The following is a 20,294-nucleotide window of genomic DNA, read 5'->3' on the forward strand; positions in this document are numbered from 1 at the left end:
GAATTTATACCGGAAAATATAAAATGGCCAACAGCGATTCGAGCGTGTATATTCCCAAATACTATTCAACCCAGATGCAGGTGATGGTAAACTCGCTGAACAACATGCCGGTATCAACCAATAAAGTAACAGGCGTTAATGGCATTGGGGTGTTAATGAGCAACTCGCTGATGTTTCAGCGTTTTCCTACGCATAATGGCTTTGAGGATCCGCAGTTCTCCATATTCTATGGTCAAACCCTGCCATTGGTTAAACGCGGCATCCCGGTACAAACCGTACATATGGAAAACTTAGGTTACGCCGCTACTTTAAAAGATATTAAGGTTTTGGTGATGAGCTATTCGAACATGAAACCGAACAGCGCCCAGTACATGAGCAATTAGCGGCCGGGTAAAAAAAGGCGGCGAGCTGATCTATGTCGGTAAAGATGACGACCCGTACCAAACCGTTTTAGAATGGTGGAACACGAAGGGCAATAGCTACACCGCACCATCGCAACACCTGTTTAAATTATTGGGCATTAACGCCAATAGTGGCAAACAGAAATATAAAGTTGGCTTGGGTACGGTTTACGTTATCCGCGAAAACCCGAAAGATTTTGTAATGCAGGTAAATAATGATGGCAGCTACTTAAACACCGTAAAACAGGCTTATGAGGTTGATGCCAAAGCCGGAAAGCTAACCATCAAAAATAACCTGTATTTAGAGCGCGGGCCGTATGATATCATTGCAGTAATGAATGAGAATGACGATACCAAGCCATACGTAGTTAAAGGCCCGGTTATTGACCTGTTCGACCCCACACTACCGGTACTTGCAGAAAAACAGTTAACCCCGGCGAGCAATCATATTTGATCGATATTAAGCGTGTCGCTAACAAAACCAAGCCACAAGTGCTGGCATCGGCATCAAGGCAATATGACGAGCAGGTTGGTGCGCGCTCATTTAGTTTTACGGCTAAAAGCCCGGCGAACACCGTTAATGCTATGCGCATTTTGCTACCTGCACAAGCTAAAAACATCACGTTAACTGATAGCAAAGGTCAGACTATTACTGATGTTAAATCCTTGTGGGATGTATCTTCAAAAACGCTGTTTTTAAGTTTTGATAATAGTCCGGATGGGATTAAGGTGAGTTTGGGTTGGTAATTAGCATTTTCATTTCGAAACGAGAACGTATCGAAATGAAAAAACAGTTAGTTAAACACTCTTTTTCAAAATATAGAAATACATCTTAGTCCGCGTTTCAAAGCCCATGTTTTCATAAACTTTTATGGCGCGGGCATTATCACATCTGACATGCAGGAACGGTACATAGCCTTCAGCGATGATGCGATTGCAATGGTATTGCAGCAATTGTTTAGCGTAACCCCTACCTGTGTAATCAGGATGGGTGCATACGGCGCTTACTTCTGCATAAGGCAGCGGGTTCATGCGCTGGCCGGCCATCGCCACTAATTTATCGCCATCAAAGATCCCGCGATAGTGGCCAAAATCAATCGTTCGCGATGCAAACGGGCCGGGATTGGTAAGCTTGGTCAATTCCAGCATTTGGGGGATATCGTCGTGGGTAAGAGCAATCAAATCAGTGTCCTCCATTGGCACAATATCACCGGTATAAACCATCTGGAAGCAAGGCACGCTATGCAGCACATGCCAGATAGCAGGGATAGTGGTCTCAACCGGTGATACAAAACCTACCGGGCCGCCATGTGGTACCAGCACATGCAACTGTTTAAAGTTATCGGGCAGGTTTTCTTTAAAACCAATAAACGGCGATACTTCTTTACTAAAATATTTTATCTGTTCGTTACCGTTTGCAAGGTTTGCATTGCCTGTGTTTAAAGCGTTGTAGGCCGGGTTATCTAATACGTGCTCCATCAACGCAAACCTATAAAAAGAAAAGTTCAATAAGCAAGCTCATTTGGCGTACCGCAAACTTTTACCATTTAATTACTGTTGTGCTTTTATGAAACAAATAGCTTTAGGTTGCCTGGCAACATTATTATTAGCCGCCTGTTCATCGCCGAATGGCAGCGCAACAAAAACAGATACTATTATCAACCAGGATACTTTGGCCAAAGCCAAAGATACGCCGGTAAATAACAATACGCCAACCACATATTCGCTATGCTTTTTAAGTAAAAAAGGTCGCGACAGTACCAGCGTTGAACTGGTAATACACGGCAATAAAGTAACCGGGCAAATGAACTGGCTACCCTATCAAAAAGACAGCCGCAAAGGCACGCTTGATGGCACAATTATAAACGATACTATCCATGCTACCCGGACCTTTATGCAGGAGGGTATGAAGGATACCCTGAAGTTGAATTTCCTGTTTAAAAACAGCCAGCTATCGCAAAAACCGTTGAAATTAAATACCAAAACCGGCAGGGAGCAAACTGATGAGAAGGCAGGTTATGAGATTGCTTTTGATTCGGACACCAAATTGCATAAATAGGTTAGCCTAAAGGTTGTAAAGAAAAAAGAGCCATCGGCTCGATTATATGTTGAAATGAGCTAATCGAAGATCTCGCGCATAGCTAAGGCCAGCACGATGCCCATAGCTACACCTATGCCGTGGTGGTGAATAATAATTCCACCAGCCATGCCTATAATAAATCCTATCACGGAAACTATATTCTTTTTGCGTTTGATATCCACGGCATAAAAGTAATAAAGATAAACCATCGCTCAACAAAAAACCCGGCTTCCTTTGCAGGAGTCCGGGCTGATGTAAACTAAATATAAGGGGAATTAATTAGCGGATAGGCAATGCTTTAACAAATACACCTGCCGCATCAAATCGTAATGCGTATTTGGTATTGTTTGATGTTATAAATACCGTGTATTCCAGCACCCCGCTTTTGTTATTTGCCGAGAAAGCTTTATCAAATACATAACCAGGATAAGTAGCGGTTAAATAAGTGCCAATAGCGACAGGTAATGCTGCCTGCAATACAGCGGTATGCTTGGCAGGCAGGGCATCAATTTGTACGCGTTTTACCAATTTACCCGCGGCTGTAATTGCAGTGGCAAACAAGGTTTTGTTTTTGCTGATCAGGATATAAGTGTTATCCGGCGTAACAGCAGCGTGCAATAAGGTATCTGTCGGATAAGTAGTACTAAAGAAGCCTGATACCACGGTTGGTATAGCAGATAATGCCACAGTATCAGGATGCTGCCCGTTACGGTTACCAAACGGACCGCCCGGGTGGAATGGACGACCGCCTTTAATATCATCGCCTGCACGTTGCTCTAATACATTAACAAATACACCGGCAGGAGTAAATTTCAAACCTACAGGGCTGCCGTTGTAATTTATGACAACGATATAATTAATCACAGCCTTAGTAGCGTCAGTTACCTGGATAGATTTTGCCAAAGTATAACCACTATAATTAGCAGTTAAATAAGTGCCAATAGCTGCAGGCAATGCGCTAAATGCTATGCTATCTTTTTTATCGCGCGGGCCAAAGCAGTTCACCAAAAACACGGTGTCGTTGGTAGTTGTGGTAGTGGCACCCGCCGGGCCGTAGTAGTGGTAACCGCAATAATGCCTGTTGGGCCAGTGGGGTTGGTAGTTGTATCTGTTGGATTAACGCCACTTTTTTGGCAGGCGGTGAATGCGCCGGCAATTGCAGTAATTAGCAGCAGGGAGTAGGTTCTTACAGTCTTCATCTGTTTATGATTTATTGGTTAATAATTTAATTATCAACCAAATGTATAAACAGGTTAAACCATACCGCCAGGAATATCGATGAAGGTAAATAATGAGTCGATAAATCGACGAATGCAGACATTAATCCGATAAACTACTTTGATTTGCTTAACCCATCCAGGCTTGAAGTATCATCAGGCTTAATTAACAGCGCCTTCTCAAAGTAGTTCTGCGCATCGCTTTTGCGGCCGCTAAAGTAGCACGACCAGGCCAGCATGTGGTTACCGTCATAATCAAACGGATATAAATTTACCACCGCCTTAAAGCAGCGCAGAGCGGCATCATACTGTTTGCGGTTATAATAGATAACACCCAGCCAGTAATTAGCCTGCGTATTTTGCGGATCTATTTTAAGGATGGCGTTATATTGATCACGTACCTTATCCCAGCTTTGCAGGTACGATAGTGGCTTAACATAGCCAAACTTAGCTTCGACCGCATTAGGTTTAATATTTACTGCCCGCGCATAATAAGTTTGCGAAGCATTGTAATTTTTGTTGAGATAATTTAACCAGCCAAGCCTGATATTCAATTCATAACTCCCTTCTGAGTAATAGGGGTAATGTCGTTAATAGCAGCGGTATAGTTCTTATTGTTCTCGTCGGCATAGCTGTTCTTAAAAGCTTTTTGTAGTACAGCGTTGGTTTGTGCCTGCAATTTAACAGCGCCAAAGGTTAATAAAATGATAAGGGGCAATCGTTTTAAAATTTCCATAATAGTCCTGCGGTGATTGAGTGTTGGTTATAGTTTAAACTATGTGTATCATCATGCTTCTGCTCGTACGTATAATTTAATTGTAATTGTAAGTGTTTGCCTATTGGTTGAAAAATGGTTTCGCCCAGCCTTAGCTTTGTTGGGTCAATTGCATTGTAAATATACAATCCATCAGCATCATTATAATTATTCATATCGCCAAATGTTCCTGACGTTTCTGCCCGGGTATTTTTAAGGAGCTTGTAGCCTATAATCTGACTAAAAACATCTGTCCCGGTATTATTCTGATCAATGTATGAACCCCTGCTAATGGTATAGAAGTTAAGGTTGCCGGCAGGGTATAACATTAGCGAAACGTTGTATTGATTGATATGCTTACTAATTAAACTACCCATATTAACATCACCTTGTAATGTAAAACGTACGCCACTATATTTAATCCCAAACAGGCCCATATTACCGGTATAGGTTACTGTTTGATAATTGGTATTTAAATAATGATAAGCGGCCATTAACTGCAAATTTTCGGTAAGACTGTAGCTTACCTTACCATAATACTCCAATTGCTGATCATTACTACTGATGGTCGCTAATAAGGGTGCACCGGGGATTTGCACTGTGCTGCCTGTTATATACTGATTAAAATAAGCCACCGACTGCTCTAACTGCCAGCGCCATGATAGGCGGTTGGTTAAATAAACCCGCGTATAACTTGATGTCCCACGATAGGTATTATCATTAACTTTTAAGCTGCTTTCAATCCCGGTATTTATCAAGCCGTAAGATGAGGTTTTTTCGGTTTTAAGTTGGTCGGTATCTAAATAAGCAGCGTTGTATGATGCACTTAACTCCTGGTTTAAATACTTATGGCATAAATAGGCATAATACCGTGCGACTGTATTATAGGAGTCGTTTTTAAAAATAACGTCATAATCCTTTAACGCACCCGAGTAATCACCGGTTATTAAACGGGCATAACCCAAACGCTGCCGCAAAGCCGGCGAATCAAAACCAGCGCCTATCGCAACCTTACCAGTGGCTAATAGCTGTTGCCAGTTACCAGCCAGATATTGCGCGTTAGAAACACTATCCGCCTGATCGAAAGTGTTTACCGACTGCGCATTTCCGCGATAAGCAACAGCCACCAAAAGAAAAACTAAAATGTATTTTCTGTTACCCATTGTGCTTCAACTTTAGTGTTGTTTATGTTAACGGTAAATGCGTTTATGCTGCCCCGGTCTAATCGCAGGGTGGCCTCCATTGTTTGTTTATTGCTACCCAAAGCCAGTTTATGCTGTGTCGCGTGTATTACAACCCCTGCGCCATTTGCTACCGCGAAATTTGTATACCGTAATTTTATGAATTGGCAAAACGGTGCCAGCATATCCTCGGAGCCAAAGTGCAGGTTTATCGGTAGTAAGTTGCAAAGGGTAAACATCCGTAACCGTTATATCGGCATTGGTAGTAAAAACCACTTTATAAGCGGCTAAATAGAAATAATATAAAAGCGAATTTTGATCGCCATAAAAGGTGGTGAAATAAAAAGCTGTACCGTTGTTTATAAAATAGGCGGTAGCGCCGGTGGTTTTACTGTAGATATAAGTTTGATTAAAAGCATCAGTAAAAACCTCAAAATACTCCGGGTTTTTATTTAGTGCCGTTACGGTAGCCATGTAGCCGGGCTGGAGTTTAAAGGCTTGCTTTATAGTAGTGTTGATGGTTACGGTACTTAGTTGCGTTCCCTCGGCGGGGTTTCAAAGCTGCGCAGCTTGTTATGCTGATTTTTCTGATCGACATAATAAGCAAACGGGTACGCCAATGTTTTTGAGCCGATAAAAGACGTTGTTTGCACTGGAAATGCAAATGTGGCTCAGGCGAGCGGCCTGAGTTACCACACATTCCCAACATATCGCCCTGCTTAACAAAATCGCCGGGCTTAACTTTTATGGAGTTCTTTTTAAGGTGCGATACCTTGCTGTATAAACCCGTAAGGTGCTTTATCACCACGCTGTTACCCCAGTTCTCTATAGTATTTACTTCGCCAAGGGCATTATCTTCTACATGGTTTACTACCTCTTCAACAACGCCATCGCCGCAGGCTAAAACAGGTTTATTGTAACAGTAAAAATGTTCCAAACGCGTACCCGGATATTTATAGGTTTGATGCTCTTCATCTTCAATAACAAAATCAAGGGCTTTCCCCCAATCGGCTTTATGAGTGATGCTGCCATCATAGCCTTGAGATACCGTCCACACCCCCATAAATGGCAGGTTAAGGTTAAAATAGTTTAGATCGCCCGGGCGTTCTTTACCATTTAAATATTGATACAGGTTCCGCTCGGGCGAGTAATGCTGTAATATAGTGAGCTGCAGTTTACCGGCGCTTATCCGCAGCCTGAAAAAGCAAAGGAATAATAAGGTAACAATGCAAAACGGCAGTGAAAATATAGGCAGATCATAAACCCCGAAGAGCCGGCTTAATCCGTTTATAAGCAGGAAAGAAATGGGGATACTAACCAGCGCCCATAAATAAGAGCGTACCGACGGGATCAAAAAGAAACTGCCTATCGCACCGGCAGCCATTATCATGTTACTGCCTAAATGGTAATAACTAATACCATCGGCATAGGTACTGGTTAAATTGTTTAGCAAACAGGCACTCATAAAAGCCAATACCAATAAGCTGAAGTTGATCCTTGAATGTATAAGTAAGCCAATACTGATAATGATACCTGCCAGCACACTGTTTTGAAACAACACCGCGCTTAGCGCCCTAAAAACAACGCTAAATAATGCGGTAAGTGAATAAAGCTTAATATCCCCGGTAGCGCATAACTGCTGCCCAGGCCCATATTGTTTATTTCGTTTAAAACAGCGCTGTTGCGTTGCTCTAAACCCATATGGTAAATACTGTTTACTGCTAATAGCAACAACCAAAAAGTTATTACAAACGGCAAAGACAGCATGGGCAATGCCTTTTTTGCAAACGACGATGCAAGCGTAACGCTTAACATAGTAGCTATTATACACGCTATAATTATCCGGGCAAAAAATGCCGGGCTAACCAGGTAAAATGTGCCAAAGCCAATACCCAGCAGCAATGAGTTAAAACTGTAAAAACCTATGCGGATACTATCTTTATCATAACCCATAAAAGTTACAATTGCCATTGACAGCAATACACATCCCAGCCCCGTAGCACCCGCAACCGGGTTAAAAAACGATATTAGCAACAACAAAACACCCAACACCTTGCTTTGCGAAAAAAACAAGATAGCATAGCTGTTTATAACAGTACAAACAACATTAATTAAATGCTTTCTCACTTATTTACTTTTTCTAAGCTTAAATGTTTTGGCACCAGCTCCGGGCTTTCCATATATTCTAACGTTTCAGCCTGCCTTACCACGTGGGTTTGGCCGCTTTCATCTATCAGCACAATAGCGGGGCGGCACATAATAAACTGCATCCATTGCGTCATATTATAGGCGCCTACTTTATGTACCACCAGGTTATCGCCGGGGTTTAGTAGCGGCAGGTTAATGCTTTCGCGCACTACGTCAATGTTCATGCAGAGCGGGCCGTACAGCACCATGTTTTCGGTATGCTGGGTAAATTCCTGCGCCGGGCTAACCTGGTGATCATACCAGAAAGAAGTGAACAAGGTATTCACCCCAAAATCCAATATAGTAGCACGGCGGCCGTCACTAAGGCGTTTATTGGCAATTACACTGCCTAATAAATAACCCGCATCATCAATTAATACGCGGCCGCATTCCATAATCAGCATGGGTAATTCTTCCTGCTTAAAGCCATATTCTAAAATAGCGGTAGTAATGGCCTCGGCAAAATCATCTATAGAAGGTACCGTATCTACCCCCGGTAAATAAGCGCCTTTTAAGGTATTGGTTGATGGCAGGCCGCCGCCCATATCCAAATATTCAATAGGGTTATTTAACTGGTTACGGCAGCGCATAGCCAGGTTACACATTTTAGTAGCCGCTACACTGTAGGCCGATGTGGAAAGCATAAAGGTGCCGATATGGCAATGTAAGCCCACCAGTTGCATCTTGCCTGATGACACTATCTTGGTGATAGCGCTCCACGCCTCTTCGTTCTCATAATTAAAACCAAAGCGGTCCCACAACGGGTAAACACCGGTATCCATATTTACGCGGATAGCCACCCTTGGTTTTTTATTAATAGTACCCGAGATTTCAAGGATGGTATATAACTCGTCGAAATGATCAATATGGATCAGCGAATCATTCTCAATAGCTAATACCAGGTCATGCCGTTGCTTGCCGGGTCCATTAAATATAATTTGCGGGCCGGGGACCTTATTGCCTAAAGCCTTACGGTATTCTACTCCCGATACGACCTCGGCCCAACTACCTTCTGGTGAAAGATATTACAAACGGCGTTTAAGTAATTGGTTTTATAACTCGGGCAAACTGTACCGAGGGGTAACGGGTTTTAAATGCCCGCACGGCAGATCGCGTATTACGGCGGATCTGTTTCTCTGACAACACAAACAACGGCGATCCGTATTGGTCCACCAGTTTTTACAGGTACGCCGTCAATATCTTTTACCGGCTGCGTTTCTGTGCGCGTGCCAAATTTGTTCATCAGGCCGGCATTCAATTTCTTAATGAACGGTCGTTCGTATTTAAGTTTTTGCACGGTGTTTACAAATTAACTTTAGCTACAGATAGTTCGCCAAAGGCAGAGAATTGCTGAAAGTCGGCAATATCAATGATATGGTCCCACGAGTAGCGGATAAACATTTTACCAACGGTGTATTGGGTAAATGGCTCAACATCCTCTCCCATAGCCATTCGCACTAATGCCGCGGGCTGGTTCTGGCCCGCACCTGCAGTCAAATAAATCCGGGCCGGAAAGCGCGGATTTATTTCCATTATAAAAAACTCGCCATCAGCGTCGCACATTATCTCCAGCTCAAAACCACCCTTCCATTTGGTGGCCTTAACAAATTTTTGCGCCAGCTTTATCAGGTCATTATTTTCAATAGTGATACCAGCCCACGCTTTACCTTTATCGGTAATAAATAATTTGCGCATAGGTATAACACTTATGGTATTGCCTTTACCATCACCAAGGCCGGCTATGTTTATTTCGGTACCTTTTATAAATTTTTGCGCTATAACCGGCAGGCCCCATTTGGCGCTTACCGGGTGAAACGATTTTTGTGCGACATCAGCCGTATGGTTAACATACGCTTCGTAATATTTACCTTTTACTACCAGTGGGTAGCCCAACTCTTCGGATGCATTAGTGAGGTCGGTGATACTGTTTAGCTTTTTATCTGCAGGTACGCTAAACCCATGTGTAATACCAAACTCGTAAAGATTTATTTTATCGCGGGCATCTAATTGTTCATGAGTTGGTAAAAAAGTTTTTATCCCCATTGATTTTAGCCGGGGCGCTATCTTAATAAAATTATAAAGCTCGGCATCGTAATTAGGGATGATCAGGTTTAATCCTTCCTGCTCATGAATATATTCCAGACGGTCCTTCAAGGATGATGTGCCCGCTGTTGGGTAAGGTATCTGGTAAGCTTTATCAACTACGGTATCCGGTAAATGCCCGGCTCTAATGATTCGTAACTTAAACCGATGATGGTTAAAGCCGAACCAAATTCTTCGCGAAGTGCGCGAATAACCGCTACGCCCGGACCGGGATTATCGTTGGCGTTTAAACCTGTTATTGCAATGATCATTTTGAGGGGAGATAAGTAAAGGTTTTACGATATAATAAAGTTTAATTTTCTAATAAATTTGCTTCTTTAAGTTGTACCATCCAGTCTTCCCAATCACGGTCAAGCTGGTCGGCAGTAACCTCATATTTTTGGAGGATCCCTTGCTTTATCTGCTCGGCCGCCGTACCTGTTTTCATAGCTAATATAATCTCAGAAGCGATGGCATTACCTGAGAATGAATCGCCCGTTGCCGGGTTAAATATAAACCCGTTTTCGCTGGTGGCTATGTTTTTTTTTATCCTCATTTATTAATCCTTTTTAAGATACTATTAAATAATCCATACGCGATGCCAGTACTTCTATATTAACGGTATGATAATAACGCGTCGCATCTAAAACAGTCGGCTTTGGCTTTTGTTGGCAGGCTGTTACTACAGCAATTGCATATCCAAATTCTAATAATTGATTTATATTAAATTTCTGATTATTAGCAAGTACACCGTGCAATGTATCGGTAAATAGTTGGAATGTATCGATGAATGGTACAATAAAGCTGAAGCCGGTAAATAACTTGTGCTTTAAGCTGTCCTGAGAGAGGAAGCGCGCCTTACGCGATTTGCTTTATCTGTTTGGTACTGGCCGATTGCATAGCCGGTGTCCGTTGTAAACACCACCGGCTTCAACCAGCAGCGTAACGGTTTCTATGTCGCCGGTAATTTTTCCGGTGCCTTTAATTTCAAGCGATTGTGTAGTGATATTACCATTTACCGTGCCGTAAACTACCATTTCTTTGGTGTTAACATTACCTACAATAAGTCCTTTTTCGCCCAGTATTAAACCCTCATCAATATGTACATCACCGGTTACATGGCCATCGATACGTGCAACCGCAGGGGCCTTCAAATTTCCGGCAATTGTACTGCCATCGCTAATTAATGTCGATATGGCTTGCAGATCAAGCGCTACCTTATCCTTTTTAGAAAAAACACCCATGGCCTGCTTATTAATTGTTTAAGGTTAAAAACTTAACCGGGTTTACCGGTTTACCATTTTGCCTTACTTCATAGTGTAAATGCGCGCCGGTAGAGCGACCCGTAGAGCCAACTTCGCCAACCTTATCACCTACTGACAATTTCTGGCCAACACTAACTGTAATTCTTGACAGGTGCCCGTACAAAGTTTCATAGCCATTAGCATGTGCCACCCTAACACAGTTGCCATAACCACCATTCCAGCCGGCTGATACTACGCGGCCGTTAGCAGTACATTTGGCAACATCGCCACGATGCCCGGTAAAGTCAATACCCGGATGAAACTCGGCATGCGCCGTATTAAATGGATCGCTGCGGAAACCGAAGCTTGACGTCATAGAACTAATACGCGGGTAACCCATCGGCGTAAAACCTACCGAATTAACCAGATGCGTTAAGTAATCATTATAAGCCATGTAAACTTCCTTGTCAGAAAGTTTAGTACCCTCGGCATTACCATCTCCACCTACAGCTTTTGTTGAGAAGCCTTTCAGGCCGCGTTTTCTTAAATAATCATTAATGTTTTTAAGCTTGCCTTCTATAGCACGGATATAGCTTTGTGCCGAATTTTTTCGGACTCTTTTTGCAAGGCAATCGGGATCTGGCCCTTAAGGTTTACTATCTGGGTAAGCAACAGTTGTTTTTCAACCTCCGGTGCGCTATGTTTTTTTGCAGTAATACAATGGCCCCTACTAATAGCGCAAGTACACCTGCCGGGGTCATAGCATAATACTTTAGGCTGGTTAAATGCCGGGTGCGGATTTGTATTGTTTTAGTACCTTGTTTATTTTTATTAAGAATAACAATTGTACTAATGTCCTTTGGTTTAACTTTCATTCCTTCAGTTAGAATAGGGGTGCAATTTAAAAAAAGCCACCAACAAATTCATATTAATTTTAAACAAATTAACATTTCATTTGTATGCCGTTTGTCAGCAATGTGTTATTATTACGAATATTAAAACTTTCATGTTGCGTATTTATTACTTTTGTGGATAAATTTTTGAAAATAGAACGACCTACGTTATGATGTATCCAGAATATTTAGTGACCCCAATGAGGGAAGAATTAACCAGAGTGGGATTTGAAGAGTTGAAAGATGCCGAAGCTGTGAAAAACGCTATTGAAGCGCCGGGCACCGTGTTTGTTATGGTAAATTCTGTTTGCGGTTGTGCTGCTGCCAATGCACGCCCTGCAGCACGCATGGCTACTCAAAATGCCAAACATCCCGATAAATTTGTAACCGTTTTTGCCGGTATGGAAAAAGAAGCTGTTGATACGGCACGTAACTATATGTTACCTTACCCTCCGTCATCGCCTGCTATGGCTTTGTTTAAAGATGGCAAATTAGTACACATGATAGAGCGTTACCAAATTGAGGGCCGCCCTGCACAAATGATAGCTGATAATTTGATAAGCGCATTTGATCAGTATTGCTAGTTGAGAGATTAGAGGTTGGTGATTAAAGATTAGTTGCCTGTAACCTTATAAACAAAAAAGCGATGATAACCTCATCGCTTTTTTGTTTATAAAAGCAATATACTCAATCTCTAATCACCAACCCCTAATCTCTAACAGCCCTGTAACATTTTACGCCACCCATCGTCTTAAATATCAATTATAAATTTTATTTTCGCTTAAAAACTGATCTGTTATTCTGATGAAAAAAACCACAATCGCCGGTTTAGCTGCCGGTATGGCCATTACCGTTGGCGCGCTAAGCACGGTAATGGCACAGGCACCGAAAGCCGAAAGCCCCCAAATGAGAATTTACCGGGCCACACAACCCCGTATCAATGACCTGATCCATACAAAACTGGACGTGCGTTTTGACTACAAAAAACGCTACCTGTATGGTAAAGAATGGGTTACCTTAAAGCCTCACTTTTACCCAACCGATACTTTAAGATTAGATGCTAAAGGCATGGATATTAAAAATATCTCGGTAGTAAAAAATGGTAAAAACATCCCGCTTAAATATAAATACCGGGACAGCCTGAGCCTTGCTATCCAACTGGATAAGGTTTATCATAACAACGAAACCTATACGGTTTATATCGACTATACATCAAAACCAAACGAGTTGCATGTAAAAGGCAGCGCGGCCATAAACGATGCCAAAGGTTTATACTTTATAAATCCTGACGGTACCGAGAAAGACAAGCCAACTCAGATATGGACGCAAGGCGAAACCGAAAGCTCATCCTGCTGGTTCCCAACTATCGACCGGGGCCAGCAAAAAACTACCGAAGAGATAGCCATGACCGTGCCGGCTAAATACGTTACGCTATCAAACGGCTTGTTAAAATCGCAAAAAGTTAATGGCGACGGCACCCGCACCGATGTTTGGAAACAGGACCTGCCACACTCGCCATACCTGTTTATGATGGCTGTGGGCGATTTTAAGATCTATAAAGACAAATGGCGCAACAAAGAGGTTAGCTATTACCTTGAGCCTAAATACGCTCCTTACGCCAAAGAGATTTTTGGTATGACGCCCGAGCTGATCGAGTTTTACTCAAAAACGTTAGGCGTTGATTATCCATGGGCCAAATATGCACAAATTGTAGTGCGCGATTATGTGAGCGGCGCGATGGAAAACACATCAGCAACTTTACATGGTGCATATGTACAGGGCACACCCCGCGAATTGTTAGACGCCTATTACAACGCGGGCCGCAGCACCATAGCGCATGAGCTGTTTCACCAGTGGTTTGGCGATTTGGTAACTGCCGAAAGCTGGAGTAACTTAACCGTTAATGAGTCGTTCGCTGATTTTAGCGAGATGCTTTGGGCAGAACACAAATATGGTAAAGATGAAGCTGATGCACATAGTTACCAGGCCATGCTTAACTACATGGCTAACCCGGCCAATAAAACTAAGGACCTGGTTCGTTTTCATTATAATGATAAAGAAGATGTTTTTGATGCTGTTACCTACCAAAAAGGTGGCCGTATATTAAACATGCTGCGCAACTATTTAGGTTACGAAGCATTTTATAAAGGCCTGGGCATTTACTTAAAAACCAATGCCTTTAAAGCCGGCGAGCCACAGCAACTGCGCTTAGCTTTAGAGGAAGCCGGCGGCCGCGACCTTAACTGGTTCTTTAACCAATGGTATTATAACGCCGGGCACCCAAACTTAAAGATAAGCTATGCCAGGATGCTGCCTCTAAAACACAAACTGTTTACCTGCAACAAACCCAGGATGGCGACGCCTTTAAACTACCAATGGCAATTGACATTTATGCAGGCGGCAAAAAAACACGCCATAAAGTTTGGATGAATGATAAGGCTGATACGCTGACTTTTGCATCGGCAGTTAAACCAGATTTGGTGAATGTTGACGGCGACAAAGTTTTATTAGCTCAAAAAACCGATAGCAAAACTTTAGACGAATACGTGTTTCAATACTTTAACGCGCCATTATACCTTGATCGTTTTGAGGCAATAACTAAAGCTACACCAGAACAAGGCAATGAAGGTGCCCGCAAAGTAATGTTAGCCGCATTGAAAGATAAATACTACGGCCTGCGTATTAAAGCCATTATGGGGTTAAACATGGCTAATGATGATGTACGCAACCCGGCCCAGCCAATATTATTATCGTTAGCGCAAACAGACCCAAATACTTTAGTACGCGCTGCCGCCATAACTGCCTTAGGAAAACTAAAAGCATCGGGTATGATGAGCACATTTAAGGATGCGTTGAAAAGCGAATCGTATGCTGTGCAAGGTGCCGCTTTAAGTGCCATAGCTTTACAGGATCCTGCGACAGGCCTTTCGTTAGCTAAGCCTTTCGAAACAGATAACAAAGGCGCGCTTACTGCAGCTTTAGTAAGGGTATATAGTTCGGCCGGTAGTGATGCCGAGTTCCCGTATGTATACAAACAATTTACCGATGCTGAACTCAATGCCAAGTTTGGTATGATAAGGGACTTTGCTGGTATGACAGGCAAGGTTACAAAACCTGAGTATGCACAACAAGGTATTACAGCTATTAAAGATGCTGCTATTAAATACAAAATGTATGGTGTTGCAGCTCCGCTTAAAGTGATGATAACCGACATACAAACCGCGCGCACCAAAATGGGCGACACCGCGTCAGCCAAGATTGCTGATGATGCTATTAAAGAGATAGATAACAGCAAATAAGCGTTTTATTTATAATTGGTTGAGGGAGGCTTATAATGAGTCTCCCCTTTTTTATGCGATACCTTTCTGTCGTTTACCTATCGCTTGGTGACGCTCAATTGCCGCTAAGGCTGTTACCTTTGTCTTGATACAAAGGTAACCCAAAAATCAAGTCAGGCCGATCGCTGCCAACGCCCGGGGCCAGACTCCCGGCCGCGCGCCCTGACAGGCCTTTACCCTTCCTTGCATTTATTTATCAATAAACGAATTGTTGGTTCTGTGATGAAACCGTCAGCAAAAAGCTTCGGTGAGGGCAGGTAAAACTGACGGCCTTGCGCGTTGGGGGCATAGCAACTTTTTGCTGAAGCGTTGGGCAAGAGCGGGCGAAGCGGGGCAAAAATTTTGCAGCCCGAGGTTTTACCTGAACTGCCGCGCAAAGGCCCTGAGCGCAAGAAGCCTCTTTGCTGACTTGATTTTTGGTTCTTTTTATCAAGAAAAAGAACAAAGACCTCCGCGGTCATAGCGGGGCAAGCCTTGCGCGAAATGGTTTAACGAAGCGACAAGCAACGTTTCTATATAAACAGTCATACATTTTTAATACATTGCATTAACCATTTATAAAGTTCACCGAATGAGCTTAAGCATATTAAAAAAAATGAGTGCCCCGGCACTCCTGTTGTCTGTACTTTTTATCGGGGCGTTTGCTGTGCCGCTCAAAGGCATAAAAGTGTTGGTTTACACCAAAAACGGCAAAGGTTATGTTCACGATAATATAGCAGCATCGGTAGCCTGTATTCAAAAACTGGGCAGAGAAAATGGTTTTAAGGTTGATGTGTCTGATGATCCCGCGGTTTATACCGATCAAAACCTGAAACAATATACCTTACTGATCTTCACCAGTACCAATAACGATGTATTTGATACCGATGCACAGCGACTGGCTTTCCGGCATTATATCGAGGCCGGTGGCGGATTTATCGGCCTGCACTCGGCCACAGGTACCGAGCGTAACTGGACCTGGTTCAAACAAATGCTGGGCGGCACTTTTGCCGGCATCCGCAGCATCAGAAGTTTACGGTTAGAGTTATTGAGCCTGCACACCCAACAGTTCAGGGTTTACCTTTAACCTTTGAACCGCCGTTGGGCGATGAATGCTATTTCCTAAAGGAATACTACCCCGGTATTAAGGTTACCGCGGTAAGCGATCTTTCAACGCTGAACCCGCGCGACTCGCTTAATATCAAAAAGTATAATGGCTCGTTTGGCAAGCTTTTGCCCGCCGAGTGGTATCAAACATTTGATGGCGGCAACATCTGGATAACCTGCACGGGCCATGATAAAGAGTATTATAGCAGACCTGATTTTTCGGCCCATATTTTAAGCGGCGTAGTATATGTCGCCGCGCAATCCGTTAGATTAGATTATACAAAGGCTTACGCCGATAACCGTGATACGCCCATTAATTATAAACTTACCTCCCTACCAAAATCTCAACAACATGACCGCTAACAAAAACGCTTATACCCGCCGCGACTTTGTTAAAACTGCCGCGATAACTACTGCTGCTATCGGCATCCCTACCATTGTTCCCTCGTCGGTATTTGGTAAGAGTGCACCGAGTAATAAGATAAACATTGGACAAATAGGTTGCGGACGTATAGCGATGACGCATGACCTGGTGGAGACCTTTAAATATGACAAGGCCCGCATTATGGCTATGGCCGATGTGGATCGTCCGCGTTTGTTGAGCGGGAAGAAAACTATTGAGGGGTGGTATGATAAAAAGATGGGCAAGACCGGCTATATCGACATTAAAACCTACGACGATTACCATGGGCTACTGGCTAATAAGGACGTTGACGCGGTGATCATCAGCACGCCCGACCATTGGCATGCCCAGCCTGCTATTGAGGCTGCTCTCGCCGGTAAACATATCTACCTGCAAAAGCCTACGTCATTAACCATCGAAGAAGGGCGCGCCATGAGTAATGCCGTGAGCAAATCGGGGGTTACGTTCCAGCTGGGCAGCCAGCAGCGTGGGAATAAGCCCCGGCCGCAGTTTAAGAAAGCCTGTGAGCTTGTGCGTAATGGCCGCATAGGCAAACTGCATACGGTTAATGTTGGCCTGCCGGCGGATATTGTTGGTGGTAATACTGCGGAGATGCCTGTACCCGAAGGGTTGAATTATGATATGCTGTTAGGGTCAACCCCGTGGGTATATTACACGGTAGACAGGGCGCATTCTACTACCGATGTTGGTTCGCGCGGCGGCTGGCTGCGGTGCGAGCAGTTTGGCGCGGGCATGATAACCGGCTGGGGTGTGCACCATATTGACATTGCCCATTGGGGTATGGATACCGAATACACCGGTCCTATAGAAGTTGAGGGACATGCCACCTTCCCTAAAACAGGTTTATGGGATGTACACACGGATTTTGACGTACGCGCTAAATATGCCAACGGCGTTACTATGCTCATCAACAGCAAGAACACCAACGGGATTAAATTTGAAGGTACCGAAGGCTGGATCTTCGTTGCCCGCGACGGAGGCGGGGTTACGGCCAGCGACCCAACCTCGAGCAAAGGCGCGGCGTTTATGGCCAGCGATCCAAAGATACTGACCTCGGTAATTGGCCCTAACGAGCATCATTTATATGCCGACGACCACGAGCAGCATGGCAACTGGCTGGATTGTATAGAGAGCAAGAAACCAACCATCAGTCCGGTTGAAGTAGCACACCGGTCGTGCAGCGCTTGCCTGGTTGCACATATATCTATGAAAGTGCCCGGCAAATTGCATTGGGACCCGAAAGCCGAGCGTTTTACCAATAGCGCCGAAGCCAACAAGTGGTTATCAAGGCCGCAACGTTTCCCTTACGGAACTAATTATATCAAAGGGATTTAACAATGCGTTGTTTCACGCGTGTGTGACACAGATGAAACAGGTGAAACACGTTTTTGACTTAATAAATTGATTATTAGCATTTTGCGAAAAACCCGTGAAACAAAATGAAACAGTTTTTCGGACTTAATTAATTATCTATCAGCTTTTTATTAAAAATTGTATTTGTTTAAACATACAATTGACTTGAAAAAGGCTCCCGCCTTGTAGTTTGTTGTGTAATTGCACCTAATTAAATTACTTTCTCCTTCACTTTACATTTCGTTATATCATTATATAATTTTATTATACTCATTATCAACATCTTATATCGAGATTGATATTTTATTTAGTACTATGTATTGCATAATACTATTTATAATATACCTTTGTGACACAAACAACGGAAATCATGAAATTAAATTTAAAAAGAACATTACTGGCGCTAACCTTTATGATGGTAGCCGGGGCCAACTACGTGTACGGACAATGCGACAAAACCGTAACCATAAAATCATCAAAAACTTTTATGTATAGCGCCGAAGGTGCTTTGGACCGCACCAAAGAGGAAGTGACAGTTGTCACTATCAGCAGCAAAGAGATAAACATTGTACCGGGAGATAATGAAGCAAATATCATGTCGGGCACTATCACCTCTAAAACCTGCGAATGGGCTACCCCTTATAAAGTTGGCAAAACAGTTTTAAAAGGAACGTTAACAAACGGTAATGGCAATGAATTACACGCTACCATAACAATTGTAGGCGCTGATGATAAAGTAACCTTAACTTTCGAAGCCGAAGAAATAGGTAAGCGTAAAATACAGATCGTGGCTGATAAATTTGAGGAGCAAAGTTAATAAACTTGCCATCCCGAATGCGGTAAGAGCCCTCATATTAACTATTTTCATTTCGAAACGAGGAAAAAATCTTAAACGCTTGATACTAATCTGGCGTTTAAGATTTCTCACTTAGGTCTGAATGACAAATTGTATTATTTGCAGTATCTTATTCTTTTACCGTATCCCCATCTTTCACACCATCATCTGCCTTGGTAATGATCTTATCTCCTGCTTTAAGATTACCAAATATTTCGGTTGAATCTTTGCCGACAAGGCCTTCTTTAATATCTACCAATCGGGCTTTACCATCATCCACTTTAATCACATAACGACGCTCAGTTGATCGGACAATAGCCGCGTTGGGAACCAATAATGATTTCGCGCCCGATAGCATTGGGATCTTTACTTCGGCATACATGCCGGGTTTCAGATCACCATTGTTATTGGTTACATCTATCTCCACTGCTTCTGATCGCATACCGCCTAAACTATTTGCCGCACGGCTTATCCCGGCGGTATGCTCAACCCCGGCATAGCATTAAAGGTGAAATTTACCTTTTGTTTCAGGTCCACTTTGTCTACATAATCCTCCGGAATGGCTACTTCAAGACGCAATTTGCGGGTATCCTGCAACGCCAGCATTGGCTGATCGGTATTTTTACCGGGGGCCACCAATGCTCCCGGGGATACATTGCGTTCTACTATAGTGCCATCAAAAGGCGCGTAAATGCGCAGGTAACCCTGTATGGTTTTTACCGAGGCAACATTAGACCGCTGGGCTTCAGCGACGGCATTATCAGCCTTCATTTTTGAGATAGCGTTATCCAGTTCCAACGGCGAAACTGAGCCCGGTTCCGCAGCGGCCTGTTTAAGGCGGCTGTACTTTTCTTTGCTGGCTGTAGCGGTTTCCTGCGCCTGTAAGTAGCGCGACATGGCCGCCTGCAATTGCGATTCCATTTCGGGCGCTTCCAGCGTCATGAGCAACTGGCCCTTTTTAACTTCGGTACCACGGTCAACAAATATCTGTTTTACAAAGCCGTTTACCTTCGGAAACAGGTTCACCTGGTTAAAAGGGTTTAGCTGTCCCGGCAACCGGGCGTAGCTTGACAGCGCTTTTTCGGCAATGCTGCCTGTTTCGTATTTTTTATTGGCTGCTTGTTTAGCCTCGGTAAGGTCCACCGGCTTTTCGCTGCCACCACAGGCTGCAAGCAGGCAGGTAAACGCGGCTAATATTATCAATTTAGTTTTCATGGTT

General features: G+C 43.4%; 30 protein-coding genes and 3 pseudogenes. 10 read left to right on the forward strand and 23 right to left on the reverse strand.

Annotated elements, in window-relative coordinates:
* From HK413_RS08065 to HK413_RS08075, 3 genes and pseudogenes are all read left to right on the forward strand, one after another.
* Positions 1-383 (forward strand): annotated as a pseudogene (locus HK413_RS08065) (hypothetical protein); the annotation flags it as partial.
* 130 nt (positions 384-513) lie between these two features.
* The gene (locus HK413_RS08070; protein ID WP_175269812.1) at positions 514-855 is read left to right on the forward strand and encodes a hypothetical protein; all 342 of its coding nucleotides are present in this window, start codon (positions 514-516) and stop codon (positions 853-855) included.
* Positions 852-1,148 (forward strand): hypothetical protein, encoded by a 297-nt coding sequence (locus tag HK413_RS08075; protein ID WP_175269813.1) that lies wholly within the window; start codon positions 852-854, stop codon positions 1,146-1,148. Before HK413_RS08070 ends, HK413_RS08075 begins: the two co-directional genes overlap by 4 nt.
* A 51-nt stretch (positions 1,149-1,199) precedes the next feature.
* On the opposite strand, the gene HK413_RS08080 is transcribed toward HK413_RS08075, so the two are convergent.
* Complete coding sequence (locus tag HK413_RS08080) at positions 1,200-1,880, reverse strand: GNAT family N-acetyltransferase (RefSeq protein WP_175269814.1); 681 nt, start codon at positions 1,878-1,880, stop codon at positions 1,200-1,202.
* Positions 1,881-1,968: 88 nt separating this feature from the next.
* On the opposite strand from HK413_RS08080, the gene HK413_RS08085 reads away from it, so the two are divergent.
* A complete protein-coding gene (locus tag HK413_RS08085; protein WP_175269815.1) occupies positions 1,969-2,460 on the forward strand; it encodes a putative periplasmic lipoprotein in 492 nt (163 codons plus the stop codon).
* A 59-nt stretch (positions 2,461-2,519) separates the two neighbouring features.
* Here HK413_RS08085 and HK413_RS08090 read toward each other — a convergent pair whose 3' ends face one another.
* From HK413_RS08090 to HK413_RS08165, 19 genes and pseudogenes are all read right to left on the reverse strand, one after another.
* Complete coding sequence (locus HK413_RS08090) at positions 2,520-2,663, reverse strand: hypothetical protein (protein WP_175269816.1); 144 nt, start codon at positions 2,661-2,663, stop codon at positions 2,520-2,522.
* Positions 2,664-2,760: 97 nt separating this feature from the next.
* Positions 2,761-3,486, reverse strand: a complete 726-nt coding sequence (locus HK413_RS08095) for a PepSY-like domain-containing protein (protein WP_175269817.1) — start codon at positions 3,484-3,486, stop codon at positions 2,761-2,763.
* A complete protein-coding gene (locus HK413_RS08100) occupies positions 3,483-3,680 on the reverse strand; it encodes a hypothetical protein (protein ID WP_175269818.1) in 198 nt (65 codons plus the stop codon). Before HK413_RS08100 ends, HK413_RS08095 begins: the two co-directional genes overlap by 4 nt.
* Before the next feature lie 134 nt (positions 3,681-3,814).
* Positions 3,815-4,252 carry a tetratricopeptide repeat protein gene (locus HK413_RS08105; RefSeq protein ID WP_175269819.1) on the reverse strand — a complete coding sequence of 146 codons (438 nt, stop codon included), beginning with the start codon at positions 4,250-4,252 and terminating at the stop codon, positions 3,815-3,817.
* Complete coding sequence (locus tag HK413_RS08110; protein WP_175269820.1) at positions 4,249-4,416, reverse strand: hypothetical protein; 168 nt, start codon at positions 4,414-4,416, stop codon at positions 4,249-4,251. Before HK413_RS08110 ends, HK413_RS08105 begins: the two co-directional genes overlap by 4 nt.
* Positions 4,417-4,421: 5 nt before the next feature.
* Positions 4,422-5,615 (reverse strand): hypothetical protein, encoded by a 1,194-nt coding sequence (locus HK413_RS08115; RefSeq protein ID WP_175269821.1) that lies wholly within the window; start codon positions 5,613-5,615, stop codon positions 4,422-4,424.
* Positions 5,616-5,723: 108 nt separating this feature from the next.
* Positions 5,724-6,107, reverse strand: a complete 384-nt coding sequence (locus HK413_RS08120; RefSeq protein WP_175269822.1) for a hypothetical protein — start codon at positions 6,105-6,107, stop codon at positions 5,724-5,726.
* A gap of 16 nt (positions 6,108-6,123) precedes the next feature.
* Entirely contained in the window at positions 6,124-7,251 is a 1,128-nt protein-coding gene (locus HK413_RS19665; protein ID WP_317169395.1) for an urea transporter, read from the reverse strand.
* Positions 7,200-7,760 (reverse strand): urea transporter, encoded by a 561-nt coding sequence (locus HK413_RS19670; RefSeq protein ID WP_317169393.1) that lies wholly within the window; start codon positions 7,758-7,760, stop codon positions 7,200-7,202. Before HK413_RS19670 ends, HK413_RS19665 begins: the two co-directional genes overlap by 52 nt.
* A complete protein-coding gene (locus HK413_RS17400) occupies positions 7,757-8,224 on the reverse strand; it encodes a type III PLP-dependent enzyme domain-containing protein (protein WP_317169396.1) in 468 nt (155 codons plus the stop codon). The genes HK413_RS19670 and HK413_RS17400 overlap by 4 nt, the downstream gene beginning before the upstream one ends.
* A pseudogene (locus HK413_RS17405) lies at positions 8,207-8,827 on the reverse strand (hypothetical protein); the annotation flags it as partial. The pseudogene HK413_RS17405 and the gene HK413_RS17400, both read right to left, overlap by 18 nt.
* A 110-nt stretch (positions 8,828-8,937) precedes the next feature.
* A complete protein-coding gene (locus HK413_RS15140) occupies positions 8,938-9,117 on the reverse strand; it encodes a hypothetical protein (RefSeq protein WP_217452166.1) in 180 nt (59 codons plus the stop codon).
* A gap of 5 nt (positions 9,118-9,122) precedes the next feature.
* A complete protein-coding gene (locus HK413_RS08135) occupies positions 9,123-9,974 on the reverse strand; it encodes an ATP-grasp domain-containing protein (protein WP_175269824.1) in 852 nt (283 codons plus the stop codon).
* A gap of 47 nt (positions 9,975-10,021) precedes the next feature.
* The gene (locus tag HK413_RS08140; protein WP_175269825.1) at positions 10,022-10,174 is read right to left on the reverse strand and encodes a hypothetical protein; all 153 of its coding nucleotides are present in this window, start codon (positions 10,172-10,174) and stop codon (positions 10,022-10,024) included.
* 41 nt (positions 10,175-10,215) lie between these two features.
* Positions 10,216-10,458: a PqqD family protein gene (locus HK413_RS08145; protein WP_175269826.1), complete on the reverse strand. Its 243-nt coding sequence runs from the start codon at positions 10,456-10,458 to the stop codon at positions 10,216-10,218.
* Positions 10,459-10,471: 13 nt separating this feature from the next.
* Positions 10,472-10,660, reverse strand: a complete 189-nt coding sequence (locus HK413_RS08150; RefSeq protein ID WP_175269827.1) for a hypothetical protein — start codon at positions 10,658-10,660, stop codon at positions 10,472-10,474.
* 114 nt (positions 10,661-10,774) lie between these two features.
* Positions 10,775-11,146 (reverse strand): bactofilin family protein, encoded by a 372-nt coding sequence (locus HK413_RS08155; protein ID WP_175269828.1) that lies wholly within the window; start codon positions 11,144-11,146, stop codon positions 10,775-10,777.
* A gap of 10 nt (positions 11,147-11,156) precedes the next feature.
* Positions 11,157-11,600: a M23 family metallopeptidase gene (locus tag HK413_RS08160; RefSeq protein WP_175269829.1), complete on the reverse strand. Its 444-nt coding sequence runs from the start codon at positions 11,598-11,600 to the stop codon at positions 11,157-11,159.
* A gap of 202 nt (positions 11,601-11,802) precedes the next feature.
* On the reverse strand, positions 11,803-12,021 hold the full coding sequence (locus tag HK413_RS08165; RefSeq protein WP_175269830.1) for a hypothetical protein: 219 nt from the start codon (positions 12,019-12,021) through the stop codon (positions 11,803-11,805).
* A gap of 191 nt (positions 12,022-12,212) precedes the next feature.
* Between HK413_RS08165 and HK413_RS08170 the strand changes: the two genes are divergently transcribed.
* The 3 genes from HK413_RS08170 (at position 12,213) to HK413_RS17415 (ending at position 15,338) form a co-directional block, all read left to right on the forward strand.
* Positions 12,213-12,623: a BrxA/BrxB family bacilliredoxin gene (locus tag HK413_RS08170; protein WP_175269839.1), complete on the forward strand. Its 411-nt coding sequence runs from the start codon at positions 12,213-12,215 to the stop codon at positions 12,621-12,623.
* 220 nt (positions 12,624-12,843) lie between these two features.
* Positions 12,844-14,469 carry a M1 family metallopeptidase gene (locus HK413_RS17410; RefSeq protein WP_246230059.1) on the forward strand — a complete coding sequence of 542 codons (1,626 nt, stop codon included), beginning with the start codon at positions 12,844-12,846 and terminating at the stop codon, positions 14,467-14,469.
* Positions 14,415-15,338, forward strand: coding sequence for a HEAT repeat domain-containing protein (locus HK413_RS17415; protein WP_246230061.1), 924 nt, complete (start codon positions 14,415-14,417; stop codon positions 15,336-15,338). The genes HK413_RS17410 and HK413_RS17415 overlap by 55 nt, the downstream gene beginning before the upstream one ends.
* 212 nt (positions 15,339-15,550) lie before the next feature.
* Here the strand turns inward: HK413_RS17415 and HK413_RS08180 are convergent, their stop codons facing one another.
* Entirely contained in the window at positions 15,551-15,838 is a 288-nt protein-coding gene (locus HK413_RS08180) for a hypothetical protein (RefSeq protein WP_175269831.1), read from the reverse strand.
* 134 nt (positions 15,839-15,972) lie between these two features.
* Here HK413_RS08180 and HK413_RS17420 point away from each other — a divergent pair.
* From HK413_RS17420 to HK413_RS08195, 3 genes and pseudogenes are all read left to right on the forward strand, one after another.
* Positions 15,973-16,826 (forward strand): annotated as a pseudogene (locus tag HK413_RS17420) (ThuA domain-containing protein).
* Positions 16,816-18,222, forward strand: a complete 1,407-nt coding sequence (locus HK413_RS08190) for a Gfo/Idh/MocA family oxidoreductase (protein WP_175269832.1) — start codon at positions 16,816-16,818, stop codon at positions 18,220-18,222. The pseudogene HK413_RS17420 and the gene HK413_RS08190 overlap by 11 nt, the downstream one beginning before the upstream one ends.
* Before the next feature lie 388 nt (positions 18,223-18,610).
* Positions 18,611-19,057 carry a hypothetical protein gene (locus tag HK413_RS08195; protein ID WP_175269833.1) on the forward strand — a complete coding sequence of 149 codons (447 nt, stop codon included), beginning with the start codon at positions 18,611-18,613 and terminating at the stop codon, positions 19,055-19,057.
* Between the two features lie 148 nt (positions 19,058-19,205).
* Here HK413_RS08195 and HK413_RS15155 read toward each other — a convergent pair whose 3' ends face one another.
* Together HK413_RS15155 and HK413_RS08200 are read right to left on the reverse strand one after the other, a co-directional pair.
* Entirely contained in the window at positions 19,206-19,517 is a 312-nt protein-coding gene (locus HK413_RS15155; RefSeq protein WP_217452168.1) for an efflux RND transporter periplasmic adaptor subunit, read from the reverse strand.
* Positions 19,518-19,543: 26 nt separating this feature from the next.
* Positions 19,544-20,290 (reverse strand): efflux RND transporter periplasmic adaptor subunit, encoded by a 747-nt coding sequence (locus HK413_RS08200; RefSeq protein WP_217452169.1) that lies wholly within the window; start codon positions 20,288-20,290, stop codon positions 19,544-19,546.
* Positions 20,291-20,294 lie beyond the last annotated feature (4 nt).

It is taken from the genome of Mucilaginibacter humi (assembly GCF_013087555.1).

Coding starts and splice junctions, on each gene's coding strand:
- HK413_RS08080 (WP_175269814.1), bottom strand. CDS start 1,880: ATGGAGCACGTATTAGATAACCCGGCCTACAACGCTTTAAACACAGGC.
- HK413_RS08085 (WP_175269815.1), top strand. CDS start 1,969: ATGAAACAAATAGCTTTAGGTTGCCTGGCAACATTATTATTAGCCGCC.
- HK413_RS08100 (WP_175269818.1), bottom strand. CDS start 3,680: ATGAAGACTGTAAGAACCTACTCCCTGCTGCTAATTACTGCAATTGCC.
- HK413_RS08115 (WP_175269821.1), bottom strand. CDS start 5,615: ATGGGTAACAGAAAATACATTTTAGTTTTTCTTTTGGTGGCTGTTGCT.
- HK413_RS08120 (WP_175269822.1), bottom strand. CDS start 6,107: ATGGCTACCGTAACGGCACTAAATAAAAACCCGGAGTATTTTGAGGTT.
- HK413_RS17400 (WP_317169396.1), bottom strand. CDS start 8,224: ATGCTGATTATGGAATGCGGCCGCGTATTAATTGATGATGCGGGTTAT.
- HK413_RS08140 (WP_175269825.1), bottom strand. CDS start 10,174: ATGATCATTGCAATAACAGGTTTAAACGCCAACGATAATCCCGGTCCG.
- HK413_RS08145 (WP_175269826.1), bottom strand. CDS start 10,458: ATGAGGATAAAAAAAAACATAGCCACCAGCGAAAACGGGTTTATATTT.
- HK413_RS08155 (WP_175269828.1), bottom strand. CDS start 11,146: ATGGGTGTTTTTTCTAAAAAGGATAAGGTAGCGCTTGATCTGCAAGCC.
- HK413_RS08160 (WP_175269829.1), bottom strand. CDS start 11,600: ATGGCTTATAATGATTACTTAACGCATCTGGTTAATTCGGTAGGTTTT.
- HK413_RS08165 (WP_175269830.1), bottom strand. CDS start 12,021: ATGAAAGTTAAACCAAAGGACATTAGTACAATTGTTATTCTTAATAAA.
- HK413_RS08170 (WP_175269839.1), top strand. CDS start 12,213: ATGTATCCAGAATATTTAGTGACCCCAATGAGGGAAGAATTAACCAGA.
- HK413_RS17410 (WP_246230059.1), top strand. CDS start 12,844: ATGAAAAAAACCACAATCGCCGGTTTAGCTGCCGGTATGGCCATTACC.
- HK413_RS17415 (WP_246230061.1), top strand. CDS start 14,415: ATGGCAATTGACATTTATGCAGGCGGCAAAAAAACACGCCATAAAGTT.
- HK413_RS08180 (WP_175269831.1), bottom strand. CDS start 15,838: ATGACCGCGGAGGTCTTTGTTCTTTTTCTTGATAAAAAGAACCAAAAA.
- HK413_RS08190 (WP_175269832.1), top strand. CDS start 16,816: ATGACCGCTAACAAAAACGCTTATACCCGCCGCGACTTTGTTAAAACT.
- HK413_RS08195 (WP_175269833.1), top strand. CDS start 18,611: ATGAAATTAAATTTAAAAAGAACATTACTGGCGCTAACCTTTATGATG.
- HK413_RS15155 (WP_217452168.1), bottom strand. CDS start 19,517: ATGCGATCAGAAGCAGTGGAGATAGATGTAACCAATAACAATGGTGAT.
- HK413_RS08200 (WP_217452169.1), bottom strand. CDS start 20,290: ATGAAAACTAAATTGATAATATTAGCCGCGTTTACCTGCCTGCTTGCA.